Here is a 19806-nt window from a genome sequence, read left to right as displayed (position 1 = left end):
TTATTTTTCGTCGAGCTTATACCATTTAATGTCTTTGAGCGCCTTTCTGCGCGCTGCTGAGGCGGTGGGAGCGTAGTGCTTTTCGAGATAATCGAGTACTTGCTTTTCGGTTTCGCCTAAGTCCCACAAATTATGATTTGCCTGCATCCACCTGATTTTCTGCTTCCAGCCATCCCGCGTGAAGCGATTGGCAATGATCAGTTTGGATGAATGACAGCTTGTGCATTGCGCCTTAACCATGTACAAGTTTTCATCTGTAATGAGGCCTGTTTCTGTGTCTTTTTTAAGCGTATCGGCCAGCATAGGAAGCGAGGTTGCCGTTTTAGATTCTGGCAATTCACTTCTGAATGCATTTGACATTAACCCCAGCGAAAGGAAAAGTGCCAGGATAATGACCGATCGTATGTTTTTTATCAATTGCATGTTCTGTTTCCAATCAAAATTACCCCACTTTCACTGCAATGCGTTCGCAGGCGTTATTCAAATATCCGCCCGGATTCCAGGCTGGCGTAACCATGGGTTGCGCATTGCCTTTATCGTCAGTTGCTTTCGCCCACACTTCGTAATAACCTTTGGAAGGAAATTTCAGTTTGGCCGACCAATGCTGCCAGGCCAGCCGGTTAGCGGGTGCTTCCAGCTTGCATTCTTTCCACGTTGCCCCAAAATCAATGGAAACCTCCATTTTCTTTATCGCATGATCACCGGCCCAGGCATGCCCGCGCAGGGAAAGCTCCGCGTCAGGCGTGATCATTGCGCCGGATTTTGGATAAGTGATCAGCGACTTCACAGGCATTGACTCGATAATTTTGAAATATTCATCCGTCTGCGGCACGTCTTCACCGGGAGCGACAGGGCTTTTCGGCATTCTATAACTATGCCCTTCCATTTTCGCACCGTCATGCACTTTGTTCCGGATAGAAATCCTGCTGAGCCATTTACCAGAAACAGAAGCCGGCCAGCCACCGATCACCAATCGCAAGGGATAACCATGAAATTCAGGAATGTCCTTCCCGTTCAATTGCCAGGCGAGTAATGTTTCGTCTTCAAGCGCCTTAGCCATCGGGACGCCTCTCGAAATGGATTCTTTTTTAGGGTCCTTGCTCAAATGCAGGTCTTTTCCGTGGTAACCAATGTAAACCGCGTCATCCTTAATGCCCGCGTCGGCGAGCACGTCTTTGAGCCTTACCCCCGTCCATTCTGCACAATGCACCGCTCCCTGTCCCCACTGGTTTCCGGAAGCCTGCGGCTGAAATCCTGAACGGCCATTGCCCCCACATTCCAGAACAAGTTGATATGTATGCGTTTTAAAGCGTTTTTTCAGATCAGCGAGCGTGTAAGTCTTGGTTGTTTTTGCAGATTCCCCGTCGATTGTCAATGTCCAGGAACTGGCATCGATTTTCTCAGGCACAAGCCCATTATTACGGATAAACATTTTCTCAACCGGCGTAACTTTGTCATCCAGCAAATGGACCGGCGATTCCACGTTCCACGGTTTATCTCCCTGCACGATCATTTCAGGGCTTTTTCCTTTCAATGCATCAGATTCATCCAGCAAAAGCGGCACATATCCTTTGGGCATTTTGTCGGCAAACACAATGTTGGTTCCCACGGCAGTCACAAGTGCGGCCAGGCTGCCTTGCTTCAAAAAGCCACGTCTGTTAAATGCAGAATTCATTTTACGGTTCAGAAATAGTTCAGAATATCAACGGTCGAATTTACATAAACGATATTAGTTAAGCATCTGATTATAGGTTTTTAGACCATATTTAAATAAAAAAAGAGGCCATCCATGGGACGGCCTCTCGCTTCATTTTAATAGTGTGTATGCTGACACTTAGAACATTACGTTCACTTTTAAAAAGTGCATGTATACGTTCAACAGGGGAGAATCTACTTATGCCTTGATAAACGGACCTGCAATCGCAAGCACCGCTTCTTTTGTCAAAGGTTCGTCAAATGCTTCTGTAACAGCCGCATCCGATTTTGAAGCAAGTCCTTTAAGGTTAACACCACCTTGCGTCATATTGTCTTCGCCAGCGTAAATCGCAGGAACCGCACCTTCTTTTCCGGTGATCCATCCTTTCATTGCCGGATTTGCAGTTACAGTTGCGGCCAGTCTGCGTGCAATTGCCGCGTGGCGTGCTTCCACAGAGTGAACCTGCAAAGCGTATTCCAAAATCTGCGGATCAGCAAGCAATTCGCCAGCTTGTCCTTTGTAAGCACCAACGCCTGCGTCTTCCAATGCGCTCGAAACAGTTACGAAAGCCTTGTAATTGGTAAAATACATCACCGAAAGCGCCACCATATTTAAAGTCAAATGTTGGTTTTTTGATCGCTTTTGCACCAAGTGCTGCCACAAGGAATGCAACGTGCTGTGTTTCGTGCTTGCCGATTTGTGTGAATATCACTTTATCCGAAGCTGGGATAAGACCAGCGGCTGCATTACCCGATTTGTAAAACTCATCTTCCAGATATTCGAGTGTCAAAGCATAGTTCAACACGTCAACTGCCTTTGCAGACTGCGCATATGCTTTGTTTACGATCGAGGCAAATACAGTAGGAATTGCAACCGTTGCAAGCTTACTGCCAATTCTGTTCATAAAATGACGACGTGTAGCGTACTCCAAACGGCCAGCTGCATCTCCGTCAATTTTTTGAAAGTCATCTATAATTTTGAAAATATCCATTGTTTCTGAATCGAATTTGTGTTGAAATTATTTACCTACGTTCGCTCCTGTGATCGTATCTTTCACATAACCTTTCACAGCTGCAATGAATGTCTGCAGGTGCAACAGCTTTGTCAAATCCGTCACCGTTGATGATATCATCACCAGCAAAGTCAGCGGATTTAGGATTGATCAGGTCACGGATAACTGCCGCATGACGCGCTTCCACAGAAACGATCTTTCCGGCCAAAAGCAAATAACCTCCGTCTTTGATAAGCTTGCCTGCTCCATTGTAAGCAGCAACGCCTGTATCTTCAAATAATTTTGCAGCGCCCAAAACCGCGTCGCGCTTTGTAAAGTCGATTGTTGCAAAATTTGGTGTCAGACCTTTGATAGCCTTGTCGCCCAATGCTGCTTTGAAAAAATCGCGGTGAATTACTTCGTGGTCGCGGATGTCCGTAAGAATGGTTTTCTCAGCGTCCGTCATCCCAGAATATGGTGTGGCAATAACTTGTGTATAGAATGCAGCTTCCAATTGTTCAAGCGCATATGCATAGTTCAACACGCCCACGTCTCCTGATCCCAAATCTACTGCATCACCTGTTCCAGGGATCATTGGATCCGGATCGTCATCATTACATGCAGCACTTATTACGATTGTTCCCAAAGATGTGGCCAACCCAGCAGAGCGCAAAAACAAACGTCTGTTGACTACTGACGTGATTTCCCCCTCTTTCTCTCCGGAGTTGTTTTTTGATTTCATTGTTCTGTTCATAGCAATAAAAGGTTTCTTGTGTCCCTTCCGTTTTTCGAAAGATTTAACAGACCTACGACCTTCTATTTGCTTTAGATCAATGCGGTGGAAAAAGGAGAGCAGTTTCGTGAAGGGCTTATAAACAAAAAGGAGCCTATTGCTAGACTCCTGATGTTTTCAGACTAATCGATATTTGATTAACAACGCTGAGTAAATAATATCTGCAAACGGATGTAATGTTTATGTGAATGTCGCTGTAGGAGAAACTTTTAATGTAGAATTTATTCTATTTTTTCGCTACTTAAAAGTTCTACGCAAATATAATGTAATTAGCGGGAAACGGAAAACTTCCTTCAAAAAGTTTGAAAATTTTTTTCTGCAAAAATCGGAGCTCGCTGCCTGATTTACAGACTACATAGCACTTTTACATTGACGCTTAATCGTACAAGTTGTAGAAAGTTTAGACAACGCAGCGCAAACTCACGTTTATACTGAAATTTGTTAATATCTGATTATCAACTTAATTTGTAAATGGTAATCAATGGCATTGTAATGGCTCAGTTGCCATTATGAATAACCAAAAACGTATATTGATGATCTTATGAAAAAATTGATATTATCTGCACTGCTATTAAGTGTAACGGCAATCACGAATATGCAGGCTAATCCCTTGAAAAAAATTGCATCCGTATTGCAGGATAAAGTTGCTGTAAGGCCGGATGATCTTCCGGAAGCAGTGAAAAATACATTGTCTAGCGACGCCTATGCGGGTTGGCAAGTTACCAGCGCATTTTTGATCACCAGAGAAGATAACTCCCAGTATTTTGAGATTAATGCAAAGAAAGCCGATCAGACGACGGTGATTAATCTGGACAAATACGGAAAAAAAGTTGACTAGAATTTTTTGCCAATATTTGTTGGCACAGCATGAAAAGCCGGAGATTTCTCCGGCTTTTTGGTGTTTGTTTTTATAATTTTACATTCCCCGACTCGTTAATTAGTATTTATTTTTGAAAATTGAAATCCCCATGGCTAACCTGCTCCTCGTTGAAGACGACACCACATTTTCTAAGCTGCTAAGCAATTTTCTTGGCAAGCATGGTCATCAGGTGAAAGTCTGTTCAAATATAAAAGAAGCCAGGGAAGCGCTGAGCAGCAGTGATTCCAATGAACCTTACGAAGTGCTGATGCTGGATTATCGCCTGCCTGATGGCAATTCGGTCGATTTTTTGAAAGCATTGAGAAGTGAAGGAAACAGGACCGCTGCATTTATAATGACAAGTTTTCACGATGTCCGCACTGCTGTAACGGCCATGCAAATCGGCGCTTTCGATTACATAACCAAACCCGTTAACCCGGAGGAATTGCTTATGGTCTTGAGAGAAGCACTTAATAAATCGGAAACAGGCAGCACAAAGGCAGCGCCGAAAACGAGATCTAATGCGAAGGCTGACAAGCAGGCGTTGGAGTTTATTGAAGGAAAAAGTAAAATCTCTAAACAGCTTTATGAATATGTCCGGCTGGTTTCTCCAACGGACATGTCTGTGATCATTCAGGGCGAAAGCGGCACTGGAAAAGAACATGTTGCCAAATCCATACACAGATTGAGCAAACGCAGCAGCGGGCCTTTTGTGGCCATCGATTGCGGCTCATTATCAAAAGAACTGGCTGCGAGCGAATTGTTCGGACATAAGAAAGGCGCATTTACCGGTGCATTGCAAGATAAGATCGGCCAGTTTGAGGCGGCTGACGGCGGAACATTATTTCTGGATGAAATCGGTAACCTGGGTTATGATGTCCAAATCAAGCTTTTGCGGGCTTTGCAAGAGCGGATCATTGTGCCGATCGGTGCGACGCAGCAGATCAAAGTGGATGTAAGACTTATTGCTGCAACGAATGAAGATTTAATGGTTAATGCTGCCAATGGCGATTTTCGCGAAGATCTTTATCACCGTTTAAATGAATTTAAAATTGAGGTGCCGCTGCTTCGCAAAAGAGGTGAGGACCTGGGCATATTTATTCAACATTTTGTAGAGAAAGCGAACGAAGAGCTTGGTCGTAATGTGCGCGAGCTGTCCAAGGAAGTGATGGACGTTTTCCACAAATATGATTGGCCGGGAAACTTGCGCGAGCTTAATAATGTGATCAAACGCCTTGTATTGCTGTCAAAAGAAGAAGTGGCAACGTTAAATGCATTGCCTGCGGAGATGATCACCGCCATGGAGGATCAGCAAAAGCCAACTGGCTCAGACTTGAAAGCATTGCAGGAAACGCACGAAAAAGAAATGATTGAAAAAGTGCTTCAGGAAGTGCGTTATAATAAAAGTAAAGCTGCAAAGTTGCTAAACATTGACCGTAAAACGCTTTACTATAAAATCGAAAAGTATCATATTGAGTAAGCCAGAGCTCGTTCTTCGACTTGCTCAACAACGGCAGCCGCATTTCTGACAACCTGCCTCATTTCGGCAACCGAAACCTTTGCTGGATTTTCCCGTAACGCAATTTCATATTGTCTGAACTTGGTAGAAAGTTCGCGCGCGCCGATCTGTCCCGTGCGGCCGGCCATGCGGTGCATCAGTTCCTGCACTTTGTAAAATTCATTGACATCGATATATATAGCAAGGTCAGCGACGTCTTTTCTTGAATCTTTTACAAACTGTTCCAGGATCTCACGAAGAAGACTTTCATCGCCAAATGTCATTTCATTGAGCATTGTAAAGTCCAGCGAAGGAAGGTCAATTGTTTCAATATCGGCTTGCGGAATAATGTCCGGAGACGATGCTTCCAACAGTTCAAGCAATTCATTGGAATGAAATGGTTTCATCAGGAAACCGTCAAATCCCATTCCTAGCAAGCCTTCCCGCTCTTCCGGGAGCGCCTGCGCTGTTAATACGAAGAATTTGACATCATCATTTGCATCCTGGCGAAGGCGCTTACAAAGTTCAGCACCGCTCATGCCGGGCATGCGCATATCTGTTAGTACGAATTTTACCTGCTTGTCCCAAGGTCTGCTGAGGACTTCTTCTGCCGAAGAAGAAGCAGGTGCGAGGAATGCCGTTCATTTCGAGGACCGAAGAACACCATTTAAGGATAAAGGCGTCATCATCCACCAGCCAGACTTTTCCGGCGACGTTATAATTTCTTTCGTGTGTTTCCTCTGGCGTTATTTCCAGCGTTTGTGCTTTTTTCATACGGGTGGTTACAAAAAAAGTCGTGCCCTTACCCAATATGCTCTTCACTTTAATATGGCCCGACATTCCTTCCACCAATGCCTTCACAATGCTGAGACCGAGGCCCGTGCCGCCATATTTCCGCGAAATGGATGGGTCGGCCTGCTCAAATTGGTTGAATACGCGTTGAACCTGATCTGGCGATAAGCCTATGCCGGTGTCAACAACCTGGAATTCAATTTCAATGTCATTTTCGCCTTCAAAATTATTGACACGAAGCACCACTTCACCCGTTTCGGTGAATTTGATTGCATTGGTCAGCAGGTTATAAAGGATCTGACGAAGACGGAAAGGATCGCCTTTCAAGTATAAATTTGTCGAGAGACTATTTTCAAGCGAAAGTCCGAGCCCTTTGGAGGTTGCCGTGGGACGCAGCATTTGAATCACTTCGTTAAGCAACGGCGTGATGGCAAACGTTCTTTCCTCGAATGTGAAACGGTCAGAAATAATGCGGCTGTAATCAAGCACTTCATTTACTAAATGCAATAAATGTTCTGAGGCGGAATGCAGCGTTTCAAGATCCTGCCGCTTCGGTTTTTCGTCCTTTTTTAATGCTTCCGTATAACCAATGATTGATTGCAGCGGCGTCCGGATTTCGTGGCTCATATTGGACAAAAACCGTTGTTTGGCCATGCTGTGATATTCGGCCTCTTCTTTTGCCTCTTCAAGCTGAGTGCGATATTCGTTGCTTTTTGTAATGTCGGTAAAGATCAGGTAAGCGAGCAGGGCTGTGAGGAAAAAGAAGCCCAGCATAATGTATTCCAGTTTATGGATAATGTCGTAAACCATGAATTGCGACTGGGATCCTTCCTCATTGGACTTCGTAAGCACGTCTTTTTCCACTTCCTGCATTACGCCCAGAAGCTGCTGAACGAGCGAATTGCCTGCTGATGCAAGCTCTTGCTCGCGGTCGACAAAACTGTTTGTCCTTACTTTTTGCGATTTTTCGATGGCATGCACAGCCTCGCCCACTTTTTCAATGGCACTGTCTTGCTTGGCAATGGTGATCATTGTATCCACCTGCACAGCAACTTCCTGCTTTTGGACCACCTTAGGAAGCACAACAGGCGCATTTTTCTTGGCTTTTTTCGAACCTCCGAAAACGCGGTTGAAGAAACCTTTTTTCTCCGCCGCCGCCTTTTGCATGGAATCCGGCAGCTCTGTATAAACTGTGGTGGTTGTGGTTCGTTTTTCAGTTTTGACAACGGTGCTGTCGGGTCTGAGCTCGGTCGTGATTAATCCGGAAATGGTCTTCACTTCATCTTCTAAATCCTTGTTATCGACCAGTTTGGATCGCACTTTTACATAATTTCCATAGATTTTTTCCCGCTGTTTGAGGATCGTTTTCATGGAATCAATGCGGATCATTTGCAGCGGATCGTCATAACTCATGTCACTTAATGAGTCCAGCGTCGCGACGAGTTCCTTGGATTGGGCCAAAACTTGTTCGTTTTTTTCTTCGCCTTTTAATGTGCGCGTATTTTGTAAATGATCAAGCTAAAGAATGTTTTTGAAGCATCTTATTCACCAACCTGAGCTGATCATTTGGCGCAGAGCATAACTTCCAGCTTCGTCAACATGGTCTCAAAAGCCTTTTTACTGATAATCCAGGAAGTGCCCAAAGCCAGCGACGCAAGGAAAAACGCCAGCACGACCTTACCTTTTACGGATTTCAGGAAAAACAGTTTACGAAAAGCGGACATATTGAATGTTTGTATGCAATGTCTTTAACGAATTCACAATCGCAAAAAAGGCACACAATCAGCTGCATGTGTCTGATTTATAACGTGAATATAACGCATTATCAATAATTTTTGCATCAATCCCAGAATGGAAAAAGGCTGCTCCTGATATGGGAAGCAGCCTTTTAAACTTATATTATGAAGGAACAATCGCCTCAGCGAAGTTTCTTTTTTTATTTGGCAAGAGAATTAATCCAGGCAGCAATTTTCGCAGCCTCAGCTTTTGGAACTTGCGGCATAGGAGCCATTGGCGTTGCAAAATCCGGCCAGTTTTCAGGCTTAGGGTTGTAGATCAGATCAACGATTTTCTCATTGCTGTATTTACGCTTTGCAACATCCTGGTAAGATGGGCCAACCACTTTTTTGTCAGCTGCATGGCAGGCCAGGCAAGTGTTTTTTTCCAAAAGCGGTTTCTACTTCCGCCCAGGTTGGTGCTTTTGCAACCGCAGCTTTACCCGCTGGCGCTTTGCCTTTTCCGTCAGGAGAAACGTGTTCTTTTTCAGGCGTAGTAACTGTTGCAGCAGCTGCATTTCCAGAACGGGTTGTTTTCAATTCGGAAACTTTCAGTTTTTCGCCGTCCGGACTGTTGTTCAATGTGTAGTAAGCATCCGCGTGTACAAGCGACCAGCTGTTTGTAGCAGCACGAACGCCTTCCAACTGGATCTTATGCACATAATACTGACGCATGCCATCCAAAACGATCCTTACTTTCTTCGCATCATCCGAAACTTTTACGCCCACCACTTTCACATCTTGTGTGTTGATCGGAGGACTTCCGTAAACTGGATAATGTTTGTACAAATAGCTGCTAACTTTGTAAGAATCAAGATCTTCTGCTGATTTGCGATCCACAGGCATGGTGAATTCGATTTCAAAACCGTCAGGCTGCGCTTTCACCGTGTACATTTCAAATGGCATTTTACCATTCCAAACCAAACGCTGTAAACCTTGATTCGCATCTCCGGCTGATCCCCATCCGCGGTTTGTTTCACCCACGAACATTGAACCGTCTTTGTCAAAAGCCATACGCAACACGCCTGACTGGAAACCGCTGCGGAAACCAATGCTCGCGCCCTGATACTCGCCTTTTACTTTTTCCAAAACAATGCGCATAATGTTGCTTTGTCCCTGGTCACCCACGAAAACCTGTCCGGTAAATGGTCCGAAGTTTCCTTGCGTGTTGTCCATAATCAACTCAGATGTAGAAACACCGTGAACGCCATATGGTAACCAAACAGCCGGAAGCTGCACCATATCGTATTTTTCTTTCAATTGATAAAGAAACTGAGGCGTCTCATTTCCTGTGTTTTCAGGCTTGATCGCACGGCCATTTGAATCTTTGTTCTGGCGGTTGTCACGCTCAGCGAAGAATTGCTTTTCAGTCAGCTTAACAGGAGAATTAGGCAGTCCAGCCCATTTCAAACCAGCCGGGTGGCCCATAAAGCCTCCTTTTTTAACCTGGAAAATAGCACCGGTTCCCATCCAGTCACCCTGGTTATCTGTATAAAACAATTCACCATTCAACATGCTGATTCCGGCCGGCGAGCGAACGCCTGTTGCGTAAGGCTCGAATTTGCCATCATTAGTAATGTGAAAAATCCAGCCACGACCAGGAACACGGCTTTCGCCTCTCCACCATTCTTCGTCACCAAATGCTACGTTACCACTTACAAAGAAGCTTCCGTCTGGTGCCAGTTTCGGACCAAAGAGAATATTCATGATAATGTCCTGACAAAGGCCATGCGTAAACAGTTTCGTAAACATCCGCTTTGCCATCACCGTTTTTGTCAACAAGCTTTGTAAGCTCACCGCGTTGTGCGCAATACAATGCACCTTCTTTGTAAGCAAGGCCCAGGATTTCGTGCAAGCCTGTTGCGAACTTTCTGAAATAAGGCGTGCGGCTGGTCGGGTTATCCACGATCCACACTTCACCACGGCGTGTAGAAATGGCCAGTGAACCGTTTGGCATTGTAGTCAGTCCACCCACTTCTAGGATAATTCCTTCCGGAATGGGCGGGGTAATGATTTTGTAAAAGTCTTCTTCTTTCGGGGACTCCTGCGCTTTAAGCACCGAAAGTGTTGCCAGAAGAGCAAAGGCTATGTGAGCAATTTTTTTCATTATGTATTGAATAATAGGGGATTAATCAGAATAGGATCGAATATTTAACTTCACCGTTTGTAACAGGCACCAGCAATTCCTGCATGCCGTCGGCGCTTCTGATCTCAGGTTTCACACTTTTATCAGCCAACTGAATGTAATATGACTTGTTATCAATGGCATAAAGTCCGTCCGACACTTTTTCAATGTTCGTTCCGTCTGCCAGGCGAGCTACAAGGTCCTTTGCAGGGTTGTTAACCTTAATGATCCTTTCGAAAAACTGGTTGTTAACCACTGAAATGTAATCCGTTACATTAGAGCCGAATGCCTGATATTGGAAAGTAGGCACATCCTGCTCGTCCAGAACATAGCCTTTTGGACGGTAACCGCTGCCGGTTGTGTCCGCCTGCCATTTTCCTTTGGCCGATTTGCCAAGCACCATATCATTGCCCAGCAATGTTACGCTTCCTCTCGGGCGGGAAGATCCGTCACCGCGATCGTGCCACATTGGAGTTGCGTCCAGAAATTCGCCGCGCCAAACTTGCAGAACAGCACCCTTATCCAGATCATATGTATAATGCAGATTTGTAGGGCTTCCCACAGAAACCGCATGCACTACACGCTGTCCTTTTCCTTTGCCTTTTTTGAAATCCATAAAACTCCGCGTAACATTGTTTGTTCCGGCAGAGATCAGGATCGGGTCGTTAACGCCGCCTGCCATTGCAGAGCTTTTGGTATGATAAGCCACTTCTCTGAAACCAGGGCCATTTACCCAAAGACCAAGAACCGGACGCATCCAGCCATCTTTTTTATTATTAAAGATCTCAATGGTGTGATCACCCGCTTTCAAATTTACTTTTCCTTCACGGAATTCATTGTTCGATTTCCAAGCCGCATCGATCACATATTTGCCATCGATTTTCAGGTAAGAATTGCCCGAAGCCTGTAATCTGAAATTGTAATCACCTTCCGTAGGCGCATTGTAGCGTCCTGTATATACGTAAGAGTAATTGTTGTTCTCTTTCAGGATTTCCCAGCTCAATGCTTCCGATTTTCCGGTTTCCGCAGCAGTCAGTTTGGAAAGATCTTCTGTCTCCGACAAAGCGCCGTAATATGTCTTGTAAGTAAGCTCCGATAACGTACCCGGCTTTTTATCAAAATTATTGATGATAATGTTTTTGATAGCCAATGATCCGTGGTCACCCTGGATGCGGATAGGGCCCATAGCCACATCTTCCGCAGTCAGTGAACCGCGCGTAGGACCGCTAACTTCCACATTTTCATGGATTGTAACGCCGTTCAGCACGATAGAAAGAAACACTGCATTGGAGATTTTCTTGCCATTTGCGTCAAAGCGCGGAGCTTGGTAAGAAATCTTAATGTTTTGCCACAAACCCGGTGCTTTGGCAACATTGAAACGTGGCGCATAGCCTTCGTAACCTTTTTCGCCTTCTGGTTTTGAATCGTTCCAACGCTCGTAAATTCCGCCGTTGTCATTGTATTTAGCAGATTTTTTACCCCAGCTGTCGAAAAGCTGCACTTCGTAATTGCCTTGTAAGTAGATTCCGGAGTTGGATCCTTTGGTGAGCATGTAATCCATCTCAATGTCCAGATCGCCGTGTTTGAAATTGGAGATCAGTTCATATTGGTTGCCGTATTTTCCTTTTTCGTGTGTACAGGCCAGCACGCCTTTTCCTGGCGTTGTGATCAATACATTTTCTTTGGAAATGTCAGCAGAAGCATTGCCGACGATCTTCCAATTGTCGGATTTTGTAGTAAACGCACTGAGGTCGTTAAGAGGGACAGGTTGCTGTGCATAAGCGGATTGCATCGTAAAGGCAGCAATCCCGCCCGCAAAGAGCTTGAAAAATGAACGGTTAATTTTAAACATACTTGAAGTAAGCTTATGTCGGTTTATTTGAAATGCCGCGCAGCCTGGGGCATACGCGGCTGCAAATTACGTGATAAGAATCCGAAAAATTACATTTAATTAGGTGAGAACCGCGTTTGTTAGTGCTTTTTACTTAATGTTGTGTTTTGATATTATTTCAATAGTTATTAGACTAAAAGTTAAGTTTTAAAATGAAAAAACTAATCCTGACCGCATTCAGCCTTGCAACGGCATTTGCTGCACATGCACAGTTGCAACCTGCCAAGCAAACTCCTGAATCGAGTGAATTGTGGAGCCCGGTTCCACGCGTTGTAACGCCTGGCAAACTGTCAACGGCTGTTTCTGGTTTTACCGCACCTTCTGATGCAATCGTTTTATTTGATGGAAAAAATCTGGATGCATGGGTTTCTGGCAAAGACGGCAAAGCGGCTGCGCCCTGGACTGTTGGGGACGGCGCAATGACTGTTGCTCCTAAATCCGGTGACATTCAAACCAAACAAACATTCGGAGATTACCAGCTGCATATTGAATGGCGCACACCTGCGAAAGTGGAAGGAAACAGCCAGGGACGTGGAAACAGCGGGATTTTCATGCAGGGAATTTATGAATTGCAGGTTTTGGACAGCTATAATAACCCAACTTATTCAAACGGACAAGCGGGTTCAATTTATAAGCAAACAATGCCTTTGGTAAATGCAACCGTAGGACCAGGCGAATGGCAGACTTACGATGTTGTTTACACAGCGCCGCATTTCAATAAGGATGGTCAAATGACGATTCCGCCTTACATTACCGTAATCCACAATGGTGTTTTGGTTCAAAACCACACCATGATCCAGGGAACGACTCCTTACGTGGGCCAGCCTACTATTGAGCCGCATGGAAAAGGTCCTATCAAATTGCAGGATCACAATAACACGACAAGTTTCCGTAACATCTGGATCCGCGAGCTGTAAGCAACGTGCGACCTGAATTTCGGGTACAAGGATCGAAGGGCTTAAACGGTTTAAAACATCGTTTAAGCCTTTTTTCATTTTTAAGTTATTCGTATATTAATGTAGTTATTGCCGAAAGACATTGTTGACATGCAGGAGATTGAGCCATATTACAATTGGGAAAAACATTATGTAGCCAGCCACGACGAGAAATCGCCCTTTTACGGCCGGACTTATAATCTGGATTATTACGAAAATGCGATTTACGGTTACTACATTCATCCGTTATGGGACGAAATAGGCTCAGAGACGCTGTATGTAAAGATTATTTTCGCGGATTACAACAAGCGCTATGCGGTCATTGAAATGTTTGGCGAGTGGAATGACGCGCTGCATAATGACATTATGTTGTTTAAGCGTCAGGTTGTGGATCCGCTTGTGGATGAGGGCATTAACCAGTTTATTTTAATGGGTGAAAATGTGCTGGACTTCCACGGAAGCGAAGATGATTACTATGCCGAATGGTTTGATGACATTGAAGACGGCTGGATCGCGGCGGTGAATTTCAGGGAGCACGTGGAGGAGCAGTGGAAGAAGTTCAGGCTGGATTATTATATTAATTTCGGAGGCACATTGCAGCTGAATAACTGGCGCACGATGCAACCCGAGCCGTTCTATGAATTGATTAAAAAATTGATGATTAGAAGGTTAGAGTAGGAGAAAGCTGCATTGAAACTAGGAACGTTCCGAACTCCTTTGTAGATTTCGAAATCAACTGTTACAAATTTCCCACCTAAATTCCTTTCCAATGGCTGAAAACGAAAACCCCACACCCGAGGAAGTGACCGAATCGCTTCAAAAGAAAGTTGAAGAATTGAAAGAACAAGCTGCTGAGGAGAAAGAGGAGATCGTGAATGAAGCACAGGAAATAAATGAAGATGCGGCATTGTTTGAAACGGACAAAGCAGACGAGCTCGAAGTAAAAGCAGAAGAAAAAATTGAAGAAGCCGGCGTTGCCGCTGATGGAATCAAGTCCGAAGTGTATGAAACATTGGACGATCTGAAAGCCGCCGGCGAATCGACATTCGACCAGACAAAAGACGAGGCGCTTGAACTGGAAGCGGAAGCAAGCGAAAAAGTGGACGAAGTGAAAACCTACACAGCAGATAAAATTGATGATTTCCAGGTTGCAGCGGCCGACAAGACGGAAGAAGCCAAAGAAATTGTGGCAACGATTAAAGAAGAAGCCGCAGTGAAAACGGAGGAAGTGAAAGAGGAAGTGATCGAACAGACGGAGGAAGTGAAATCGGGATTTGCTCAGAAAACGGAGCAGTTGCAAAACGAAGTTGAACTGAACATTTCAGCCGGAAGAGTGAAAGCAGAAGAGTTTATCACGGAGTTTAGCGCGAAAGCGGAAGACGTTAAAGAAGTTGCTGCTGAGAAATACGAGGATATCAAAGAGGATGTGCAAGAAAAATTCGAAGAAGCCAAGGCGATTGCAGCCGAAAAGCTTGCCGAAGCACAAATCAAAGCGGAAGAACTGAGGATCAAAGCTGCCGAAGAATTTGAGGACATCAAAGAAGTGGCAACCGAAAAATATGAAGAAACCAAAGTAAAAGCGAAGGGCTTCTGGGCGCGCTTGTTTGGTAAGTAATTAGAGAAAAATCATTTGTTGAAAACCTGTCGGCGCTCTGTCCGACAGGTTTTTTTATTTGCTCAAAAATTTAAAACAAATGGTTACAACTAAATGAATTTCAATTGGATCATGCTATTAAATGCTTACTAACCTTAACAGATAACATTATGAAAGTCTCAAAATCAGTATTAAAAGCCGTCGCTGTTGCGGTTACCGTTACAACATTGGCATCTGCGTGCACCGACGGCTTTATAAAACCAAATGGTGAGAAGACGAGTAAAAATAAAACCATAGACAATTGTCCTGGCTGTGGAATGGGTTGATTGACATTGATCTTGCTTCGTTATGTCTGAAATATTCGCTTCTATTGCCTGCAACCTCGATGCGCACATTTTACAAGCATCGCTTCCTTTATTTGAAGAAGAAAAGGTGGAGGCGATTGAATGGTCGTTCGACTCTTTGTTTAAATTCAATGAGATACCGTCCTGGTTTACCGATCTTGTCAGGGAATTTAGCGACCATAACAGGCTGATCGGACATGGCGTTTACTTTTCACTTTTTTCGGGGAAATGGTCAGCGGAGCAGCAGGAATGGCTTGATAAGCTCAGAAAACTGTCGTCGGAGTTTAATTTTGAGCACATTACTGAACATTTCGGGTTCATGACCGGAGCTGATTTTCACAAAGGCGCTCCGATCGGGATTCCATTTACGACCCGGACATTGGCGCTGGGAAAAGACAGGCTGCTCAGAATTCAGGATGCATGTCAATGTCCCGTCGGCCTTGAAAATCTGGCCTTTTCCTATTCTATTGATGAGGTCAGAAAACATGGGGACTTTCTCGACCAATTGGTAGAAAGTGTCAACGGTTTCATTATTTTGGATCTGCATAACATTTACTGTCAGGTCCATAATTTCGACATTGCATTTGATGAAATTGTTAAATTATATCCGCTGGACAAAGTCAGAGAAATTCACATTTCAGGAGGCAGCTGGGACGATGGCCACGCGAATGGAAGCAAAAAAATCCGGAGGGACACACATGACGAGTCTGTTCCGGAAGCAGTCTTTACATATTTACAAAAAGCAATATCTCTGTGTCCGAACCTGAAATTCGTTGTGATGGAGCAAATGGGCACGGCGCTCAATACGATCGAAAGCCAGCGGCTGTTTCAGCAGGATTTTTTGCGGATGAGCGACATTATCAAGGCGGCGGACAGGTTTAGGCCGGATCATGCTCCGAATGCGTTCACTCCTACTAAGCGTTTAATTTCTAGTAAAAGTCCGCTCGAAGACCTTTTCCTGCACAGCCAGCAAATGGAATTGTCCCGCATTCTGGAAACCGCCGGAAACCTGGAAGAAGCGCGTGCAATGCTCTGTGCTTCTGATCTTCGCAACAGTGCGTGGGAAGTTGAAAAGTGGGCGCCTTACATGTTGGAAACCGCAATGTCCATTGCCCAAAAATGGAAAAACGGATTTATATGAAACTGATTTTTACACTAATTGACTGATTTATAACGATTCATGGCTTGATTTTTTAACTTTATGTTTTTCACAAAAAATCAACCCATTAATGTCACAACAAACCTTCGCTCTTCCTTATAAACATCCATTTACCCCGGATACACAATTTAACAAGTCAGTCGCTTATTTTTCAATGGAGTTCGGCGTCGATCAGGCGCTCAAAATTTACTCAGGAGGGCTGGGTTTTCTGGCAGGCTCACACATGCGCAGCGTATATGCGCTGAAACAGAATTTGATAGGCATCGGAATGCTCTGGAAACATGGCTATTACGATCAGGGCCGCAAAAAGGACGGAAGCATGGAGCCGGAATTTCGCGAGAAAATGTATTCCTTTCTTGTCGACACAAACATACGTTTCCAGATCCCCGTTATGGGCAAAAGCGTGTGGGTGGCTGCTTACTATCTGCCGCCGAATGTCTTCCAATCTGCACCATTATTCCTGTTAACAACCGATACGGACGGCAATGATGACACGACACGTGCGATCAGTTATTCGCTTTATGACGCTGATGTCACTTACAAAGTTGCGCAATGCATGGTGCTGGGCATTGGCGGTGCGAGACTGCTTGAGGAGTTGAAAATACGAGCCGGAGGTTTATCATTTAAATGAAGCGCATGCGGTTTCAGCCCTTTTTCATTTATACAAAAAATATAAAAAAGTCGCTGAGGTTAAAAAACGCGTTGTCTTTACCACGCACACACCCGAAGAGGCTGGTAATGAGAAACATGACATTAACTTCCTGAATAAGCTGGGATTCTTTTCCGGGCTGGATCTGGGAACGGTCCGCAAAATTAGCGGCATCAGGGACGACACGTTCAACCATTCGCTTGCGGCATTGAGTTTGAGCAGAAAGGCCAATGGTGTATCCAAATTGCATGGCGAAGTTTCGAGAAATATGTGGAAGTCGCATGCAGGAATTGCCGAGATAGGACACATTACCAATGCGCAGAATAACACTTACTGGGTTGATAGTCAGCTAGAAAGTGCTCGCCTTGCCAAAGATTCTGCCCAGATTGTTGCCCGGAAAAAAGAGCTGAAAACGATTTTATTCAAAACAGTTGCCGATCAATGTGGTAAGATTTTCGATCCCAATGTGCTTACGATTGTATGGGCGCGGCGATTTGCGGCTTATAAAAGACCAGACATGCTGGTTTGGGACCTTGAACGTTTTCGTAAAATGATGAATAATACGGATCAGCCGATTCAGGTGATCTGGGCTGGGAAGCCGTATCCGAAAGACGAAGGCGCAATCGACACATTCAATCATTTGTTTTATCTAAGCCATCTTTTTCCAAATATGGCGGTGCTAACAGGTTATGAATTAGCACTTTCCAAGTTATTGAAGGATGGTTCCGACGTTTGGCTTAACACGCCGGTTGTAACCCGCGAAGCCTCCGGAACAAGCGGGATGACGGCTGCCATGAATGCTTCGCTTAACTTATCGACATTCGATGGCTGGATTTGTGAATTCGCAAAAGACGGTGAAAATTCATTCCTGCTGCCGGTTGCCGAAGGCGACGACATTAACAAGCAGGATTGCGATAACCTCATGCAAAAGCTGGAAACAGACGTGATCCCAACTTATTACGCCAACCAGGAAAAATGGCAGCAAATGGTTCTCAACAGCATGAACGACGTCAATGTAGACTTCAACTCCGATCGCATGGCGCGTGAGTATTATGAGACGCTTTATTAAATTATTCTGCTAGTTAGCCCCCAATCTGCTTCGCAACCAATTCGATGCCTTCCCGAAATGTATGCGGTTCGTAGCCAAGTATGTTTCGGGATTTTGTTAGGTCGAAACCGGTTTTTGGCGGACGTCTGGCGGGTTGCGTAAATGACGATGCGTCGGTTTGGAAAATGAGTGATTTGTCGAGTGAAAAGTAATCGGCAGCCATGATCGCCATTTCGTAAGGTGTTAGAAAATCCTTTCCGGAAATGTGAAAAATCCCTTTTGTGCGCTGATCAGCAATTAAAAAGCATCCCAAAGCCAGATCTTCTGCCAATGTCGGGGTGCGGAACTGATCGGTTACAACTTTGATCGCGTTGCCTTCTTCCAGTGATTTTTTAACCCAAAGAATAATGTTACTGCGGCTCATGTCGTGCGCAATGCCGTAAACGAGAACAGTCCGTGCAATAGCCCAGTCAATATCAGAACTTAACAAGGCTTGTTCAGCAGCATATTTGCTCCAGCCATAAAAACTGATGGGATTAGGTGCATCTTCTTCGATAGGGCCCCGATTTTCCATCGAAAACGAAGCCTGTAGAAACATGTTCAAGGAAAATGTTGTATTTCCGGCAAGCTTCTATCAGGATTTCGACGGCAGTCACATTCAGTTTCCAGCACGCATCTTTCTCCATTTCACATTGATCCACATTGGTCATTGCGGCAGTGTGGATAATCACATCCGGTTTTACCGAATCTAAAACTTCATCAACATTTTGCGCGTCCGTTACGTCCATCTGAACATAACGGTAACCGTCCGAAACGTCGAGCCGGTTTGCGCCTTTTGCAGTTGCTATGGTTTCAATTGCATCATTTTCCGCCAGCAGCGCGACCAGTTTCTGACCAAGCAGTCCGTTGGAGCCGGTGATGAGTATTCGTTTCTTTTTCAATGCGTTAAGCCTCGTAATTCCAGCCGTATTTCTTGGTAATTTTCTTCTTCTTCATTTTTTTGATCGAAATCTGCATCGAAACATTTCTCTCCGGACGATCGCGCTCATCTTTTTCAACAGAGCCAATTTTGTCGATCACTTCCATACCATCAATAACCTGTCCGAAAACCGTATAAGCTCCATCCAAATGCGGAGTTCCACCAATGGTTTCGTAAACTTTTCTCTGGTCGTCAGTTAATTTCCGGGCGGCGCGGGCAGCTTGTTTGTTTAGATCATTCTTGCTCCATTTCCTGCCTTGCACAATGTAAAACCGGCATCCGCTCGATTCCTTTACAGGATTGTTGTCGCGTGCGGCCGCTAATGCGCCTTTTTGGTGGAATAACTTTGGACTGAATTCGGCAGGAATTTTATAGCCGTTATCGCCTTTTCCAAGCATATCGTCTGGCTTGGCATTTCTGGAATTAGGGTCGCCGCCCTGGATCATGAAATCATCAATGACGCGGTGGAAAAGCAAGCCGTCGTAGAATTTCTCTTTTGATAATTTTAGAAAATTGGCTTTGTGTTTCGGCGCTTCGTCAAAACAGGATGATGCGCATGGTGCCTTCCTCCGTTTTGATTGTTACAACTTCGTCTTTCTTGGATTTGTTTTGGGCAAATGCGCCCACAGAAAACAGGCATAATGCTGCCAGAAGCAAAGATTTGTGGTTTTTCATAAG

14 protein-coding genes and 6 pseudogenes are annotated in these 19806 nt (G+C 44.7%); 8 read left to right on the top strand and 12 right to left on the bottom strand.

Translation table 11 applies throughout. The features are described 5' to 3' along the window. From AC0IYG_RS30305 to AC0IYG_RS30290, 4 genes and pseudogenes are all read right to left on the bottom strand, one after another. Positions 1-423 carry a hypothetical protein gene (locus AC0IYG_RS30305; RefSeq protein WP_471714752.1) on the bottom strand — a complete coding sequence of 141 codons (423 nt, stop codon included), beginning with the start codon at positions 421-423 and terminating at the stop codon, positions 1-3. Between the two features lie 19 nt (positions 424-442). Then, positions 443-1675 (bottom strand): sulfite oxidase, encoded by a 1233-nt coding sequence (locus AC0IYG_RS30300; protein WP_471714751.1) that lies wholly within the window; start codon positions 1673-1675, stop codon positions 443-445. Positions 1676-1894: 219 nt separating this feature from the next. Further along, positions 1895-2687 (bottom strand): annotated as a pseudogene (locus AC0IYG_RS30295) (ferritin-like domain-containing protein). A 27-nt stretch (positions 2688-2714) separates the two neighbouring features. Then, a pseudogene (locus AC0IYG_RS30290) lies at positions 2715-3429 on the bottom strand (ferritin-like domain-containing protein). A gap of 592 nt (positions 3430-4021) precedes the next feature. On the opposite strand from AC0IYG_RS30290, the gene AC0IYG_RS30285 reads away from it, so the two are divergent. Together AC0IYG_RS30285 and AC0IYG_RS30280 are read left to right on the top strand one after the other, a co-directional pair. Beyond that, positions 4022-4318 (top strand): hypothetical protein, encoded by a 297-nt coding sequence (locus AC0IYG_RS30285; protein ID WP_471714750.1) that lies wholly within the window; start codon positions 4022-4024, stop codon positions 4316-4318. Between the two features lie 130 nt (positions 4319-4448). After that, positions 4449-5819 (top strand): sigma-54-dependent transcriptional regulator, encoded by a 1371-nt coding sequence (locus AC0IYG_RS30280; protein ID WP_471714809.1) that lies wholly within the window; start codon positions 4449-4451, stop codon positions 5817-5819. Here AC0IYG_RS30280 and AC0IYG_RS30275 read toward each other — a convergent pair. From AC0IYG_RS30275 to AC0IYG_RS30255, 5 genes and pseudogenes are all read right to left on the bottom strand, one after another. Next, complete coding sequence (locus AC0IYG_RS30275) at positions 5807-6391, bottom strand: response regulator (protein WP_471714749.1); 585 nt, start codon at positions 6389-6391, stop codon at positions 5807-5809. The genes AC0IYG_RS30280 and AC0IYG_RS30275 overlap by 13 nt on opposite strands. Next, positions 6363-8090: a sensor histidine kinase gene (locus AC0IYG_RS30270; protein ID WP_471714748.1), complete on the bottom strand. Its 1728-nt coding sequence runs from the start codon at positions 8088-8090 to the stop codon at positions 6363-6365. Before AC0IYG_RS30270 ends, AC0IYG_RS30275 begins: the two co-directional genes overlap by 29 nt. A gap of 101 nt (positions 8091-8191) precedes the next feature. Next, positions 8192-8353: a hypothetical protein gene (locus AC0IYG_RS30265; protein WP_471714747.1), complete on the bottom strand. Its 162-nt coding sequence runs from the start codon at positions 8351-8353 to the stop codon at positions 8192-8194. A gap of 212 nt (positions 8354-8565) precedes the next feature. Continuing rightward, a pseudogene (locus AC0IYG_RS30260) lies at positions 8566-10511 on the bottom strand (c-type cytochrome). A gap of 25 nt (positions 10512-10536) precedes the next feature. Beyond that, the gene (locus tag AC0IYG_RS30255; RefSeq protein WP_471714746.1) at positions 10537-12381 is read right to left on the bottom strand and encodes a 3-keto-alpha-glucoside-1,2-lyase-like domain-containing protein; all 1845 of its coding nucleotides are present in this window, start codon (positions 12379-12381) and stop codon (positions 10537-10539) included. Positions 12382-12572: 191 nt separating this feature from the next. On the opposite strand from AC0IYG_RS30255, the gene AC0IYG_RS30250 reads away from it, so the two are divergent. The 6 genes and pseudogenes from AC0IYG_RS30250 (at position 12573) to glgP (ending at position 18170) form a co-directional block, all read left to right on the top strand. Continuing rightward, positions 12573-13337 carry a 3-keto-disaccharide hydrolase gene (locus AC0IYG_RS30250; RefSeq protein ID WP_471714745.1) on the top strand — a complete coding sequence of 255 codons (765 nt, stop codon included), beginning with the start codon at positions 12573-12575 and terminating at the stop codon, positions 13335-13337. A gap of 129 nt (positions 13338-13466) precedes the next feature. After that, positions 13467-14033 carry a hypothetical protein gene (locus tag AC0IYG_RS30245; protein ID WP_471714744.1) on the top strand — a complete coding sequence of 189 codons (567 nt, stop codon included), beginning with the start codon at positions 13467-13469 and terminating at the stop codon, positions 14031-14033. 91 nt (positions 14034-14124) lie between these two features. Then, complete coding sequence (locus AC0IYG_RS30240; RefSeq protein WP_471714743.1) at positions 14125-14970, top strand: hypothetical protein; 846 nt, start codon at positions 14125-14127, stop codon at positions 14968-14970. Between the two features lie 149 nt (positions 14971-15119). After that, entirely contained in the window at positions 15120-15275 is a 156-nt protein-coding gene (locus tag AC0IYG_RS30235) for a chryseobasin-related MNIO class RiPP peptide (RefSeq protein ID WP_471714742.1), read from the top strand. Between the two features lie 22 nt (positions 15276-15297). Then, complete coding sequence (locus tag AC0IYG_RS30230; protein WP_471714741.1) at positions 15298-16434, top strand: multinuclear nonheme iron-dependent oxidase; 1137 nt, start codon at positions 15298-15300, stop codon at positions 16432-16434. Between the two features lie 88 nt (positions 16435-16522). Further along, a pseudogene (gene glgP, locus AC0IYG_RS30225) lies at positions 16523-18170 on the top strand (alpha-glucan family phosphorylase). Between the two features lie 13 nt (positions 18171-18183). Here glgP and AC0IYG_RS30220 read toward each other — a convergent pair. The 3 genes and pseudogenes from AC0IYG_RS30220 to AC0IYG_RS30210 all read right to left on the bottom strand — a co-directional run bounded on the left by AC0IYG_RS30220 (position 18184) and on the right by AC0IYG_RS30210 (position 19803). After that, positions 18184-19090: pseudogene (locus AC0IYG_RS30220) on the bottom strand (SDR family oxidoreductase). Positions 19091-19094: 4 nt separating this feature from the next. Further along, positions 19095-19607, bottom strand: a pseudogene (locus AC0IYG_RS30215) (peptidylprolyl isomerase); the annotation flags it as partial. A 58-nt stretch (positions 19608-19665) separates the two neighbouring features. Then, positions 19666-19803 carry a hypothetical protein gene (locus AC0IYG_RS30210; RefSeq protein WP_471714740.1) on the bottom strand — a complete coding sequence of 46 codons (138 nt, stop codon included), beginning with the start codon at positions 19801-19803 and terminating at the stop codon, positions 19666-19668. Positions 19804-19806 lie beyond the last annotated feature (3 nt).

This window comes from Dyadobacter sp. AC419, assembly GCF_979253085.1.
The sequence above is the reverse complement of the archived record's forward strand: the minus strand, read 5'-3'. Positions and strand labels throughout refer to the sequence as shown.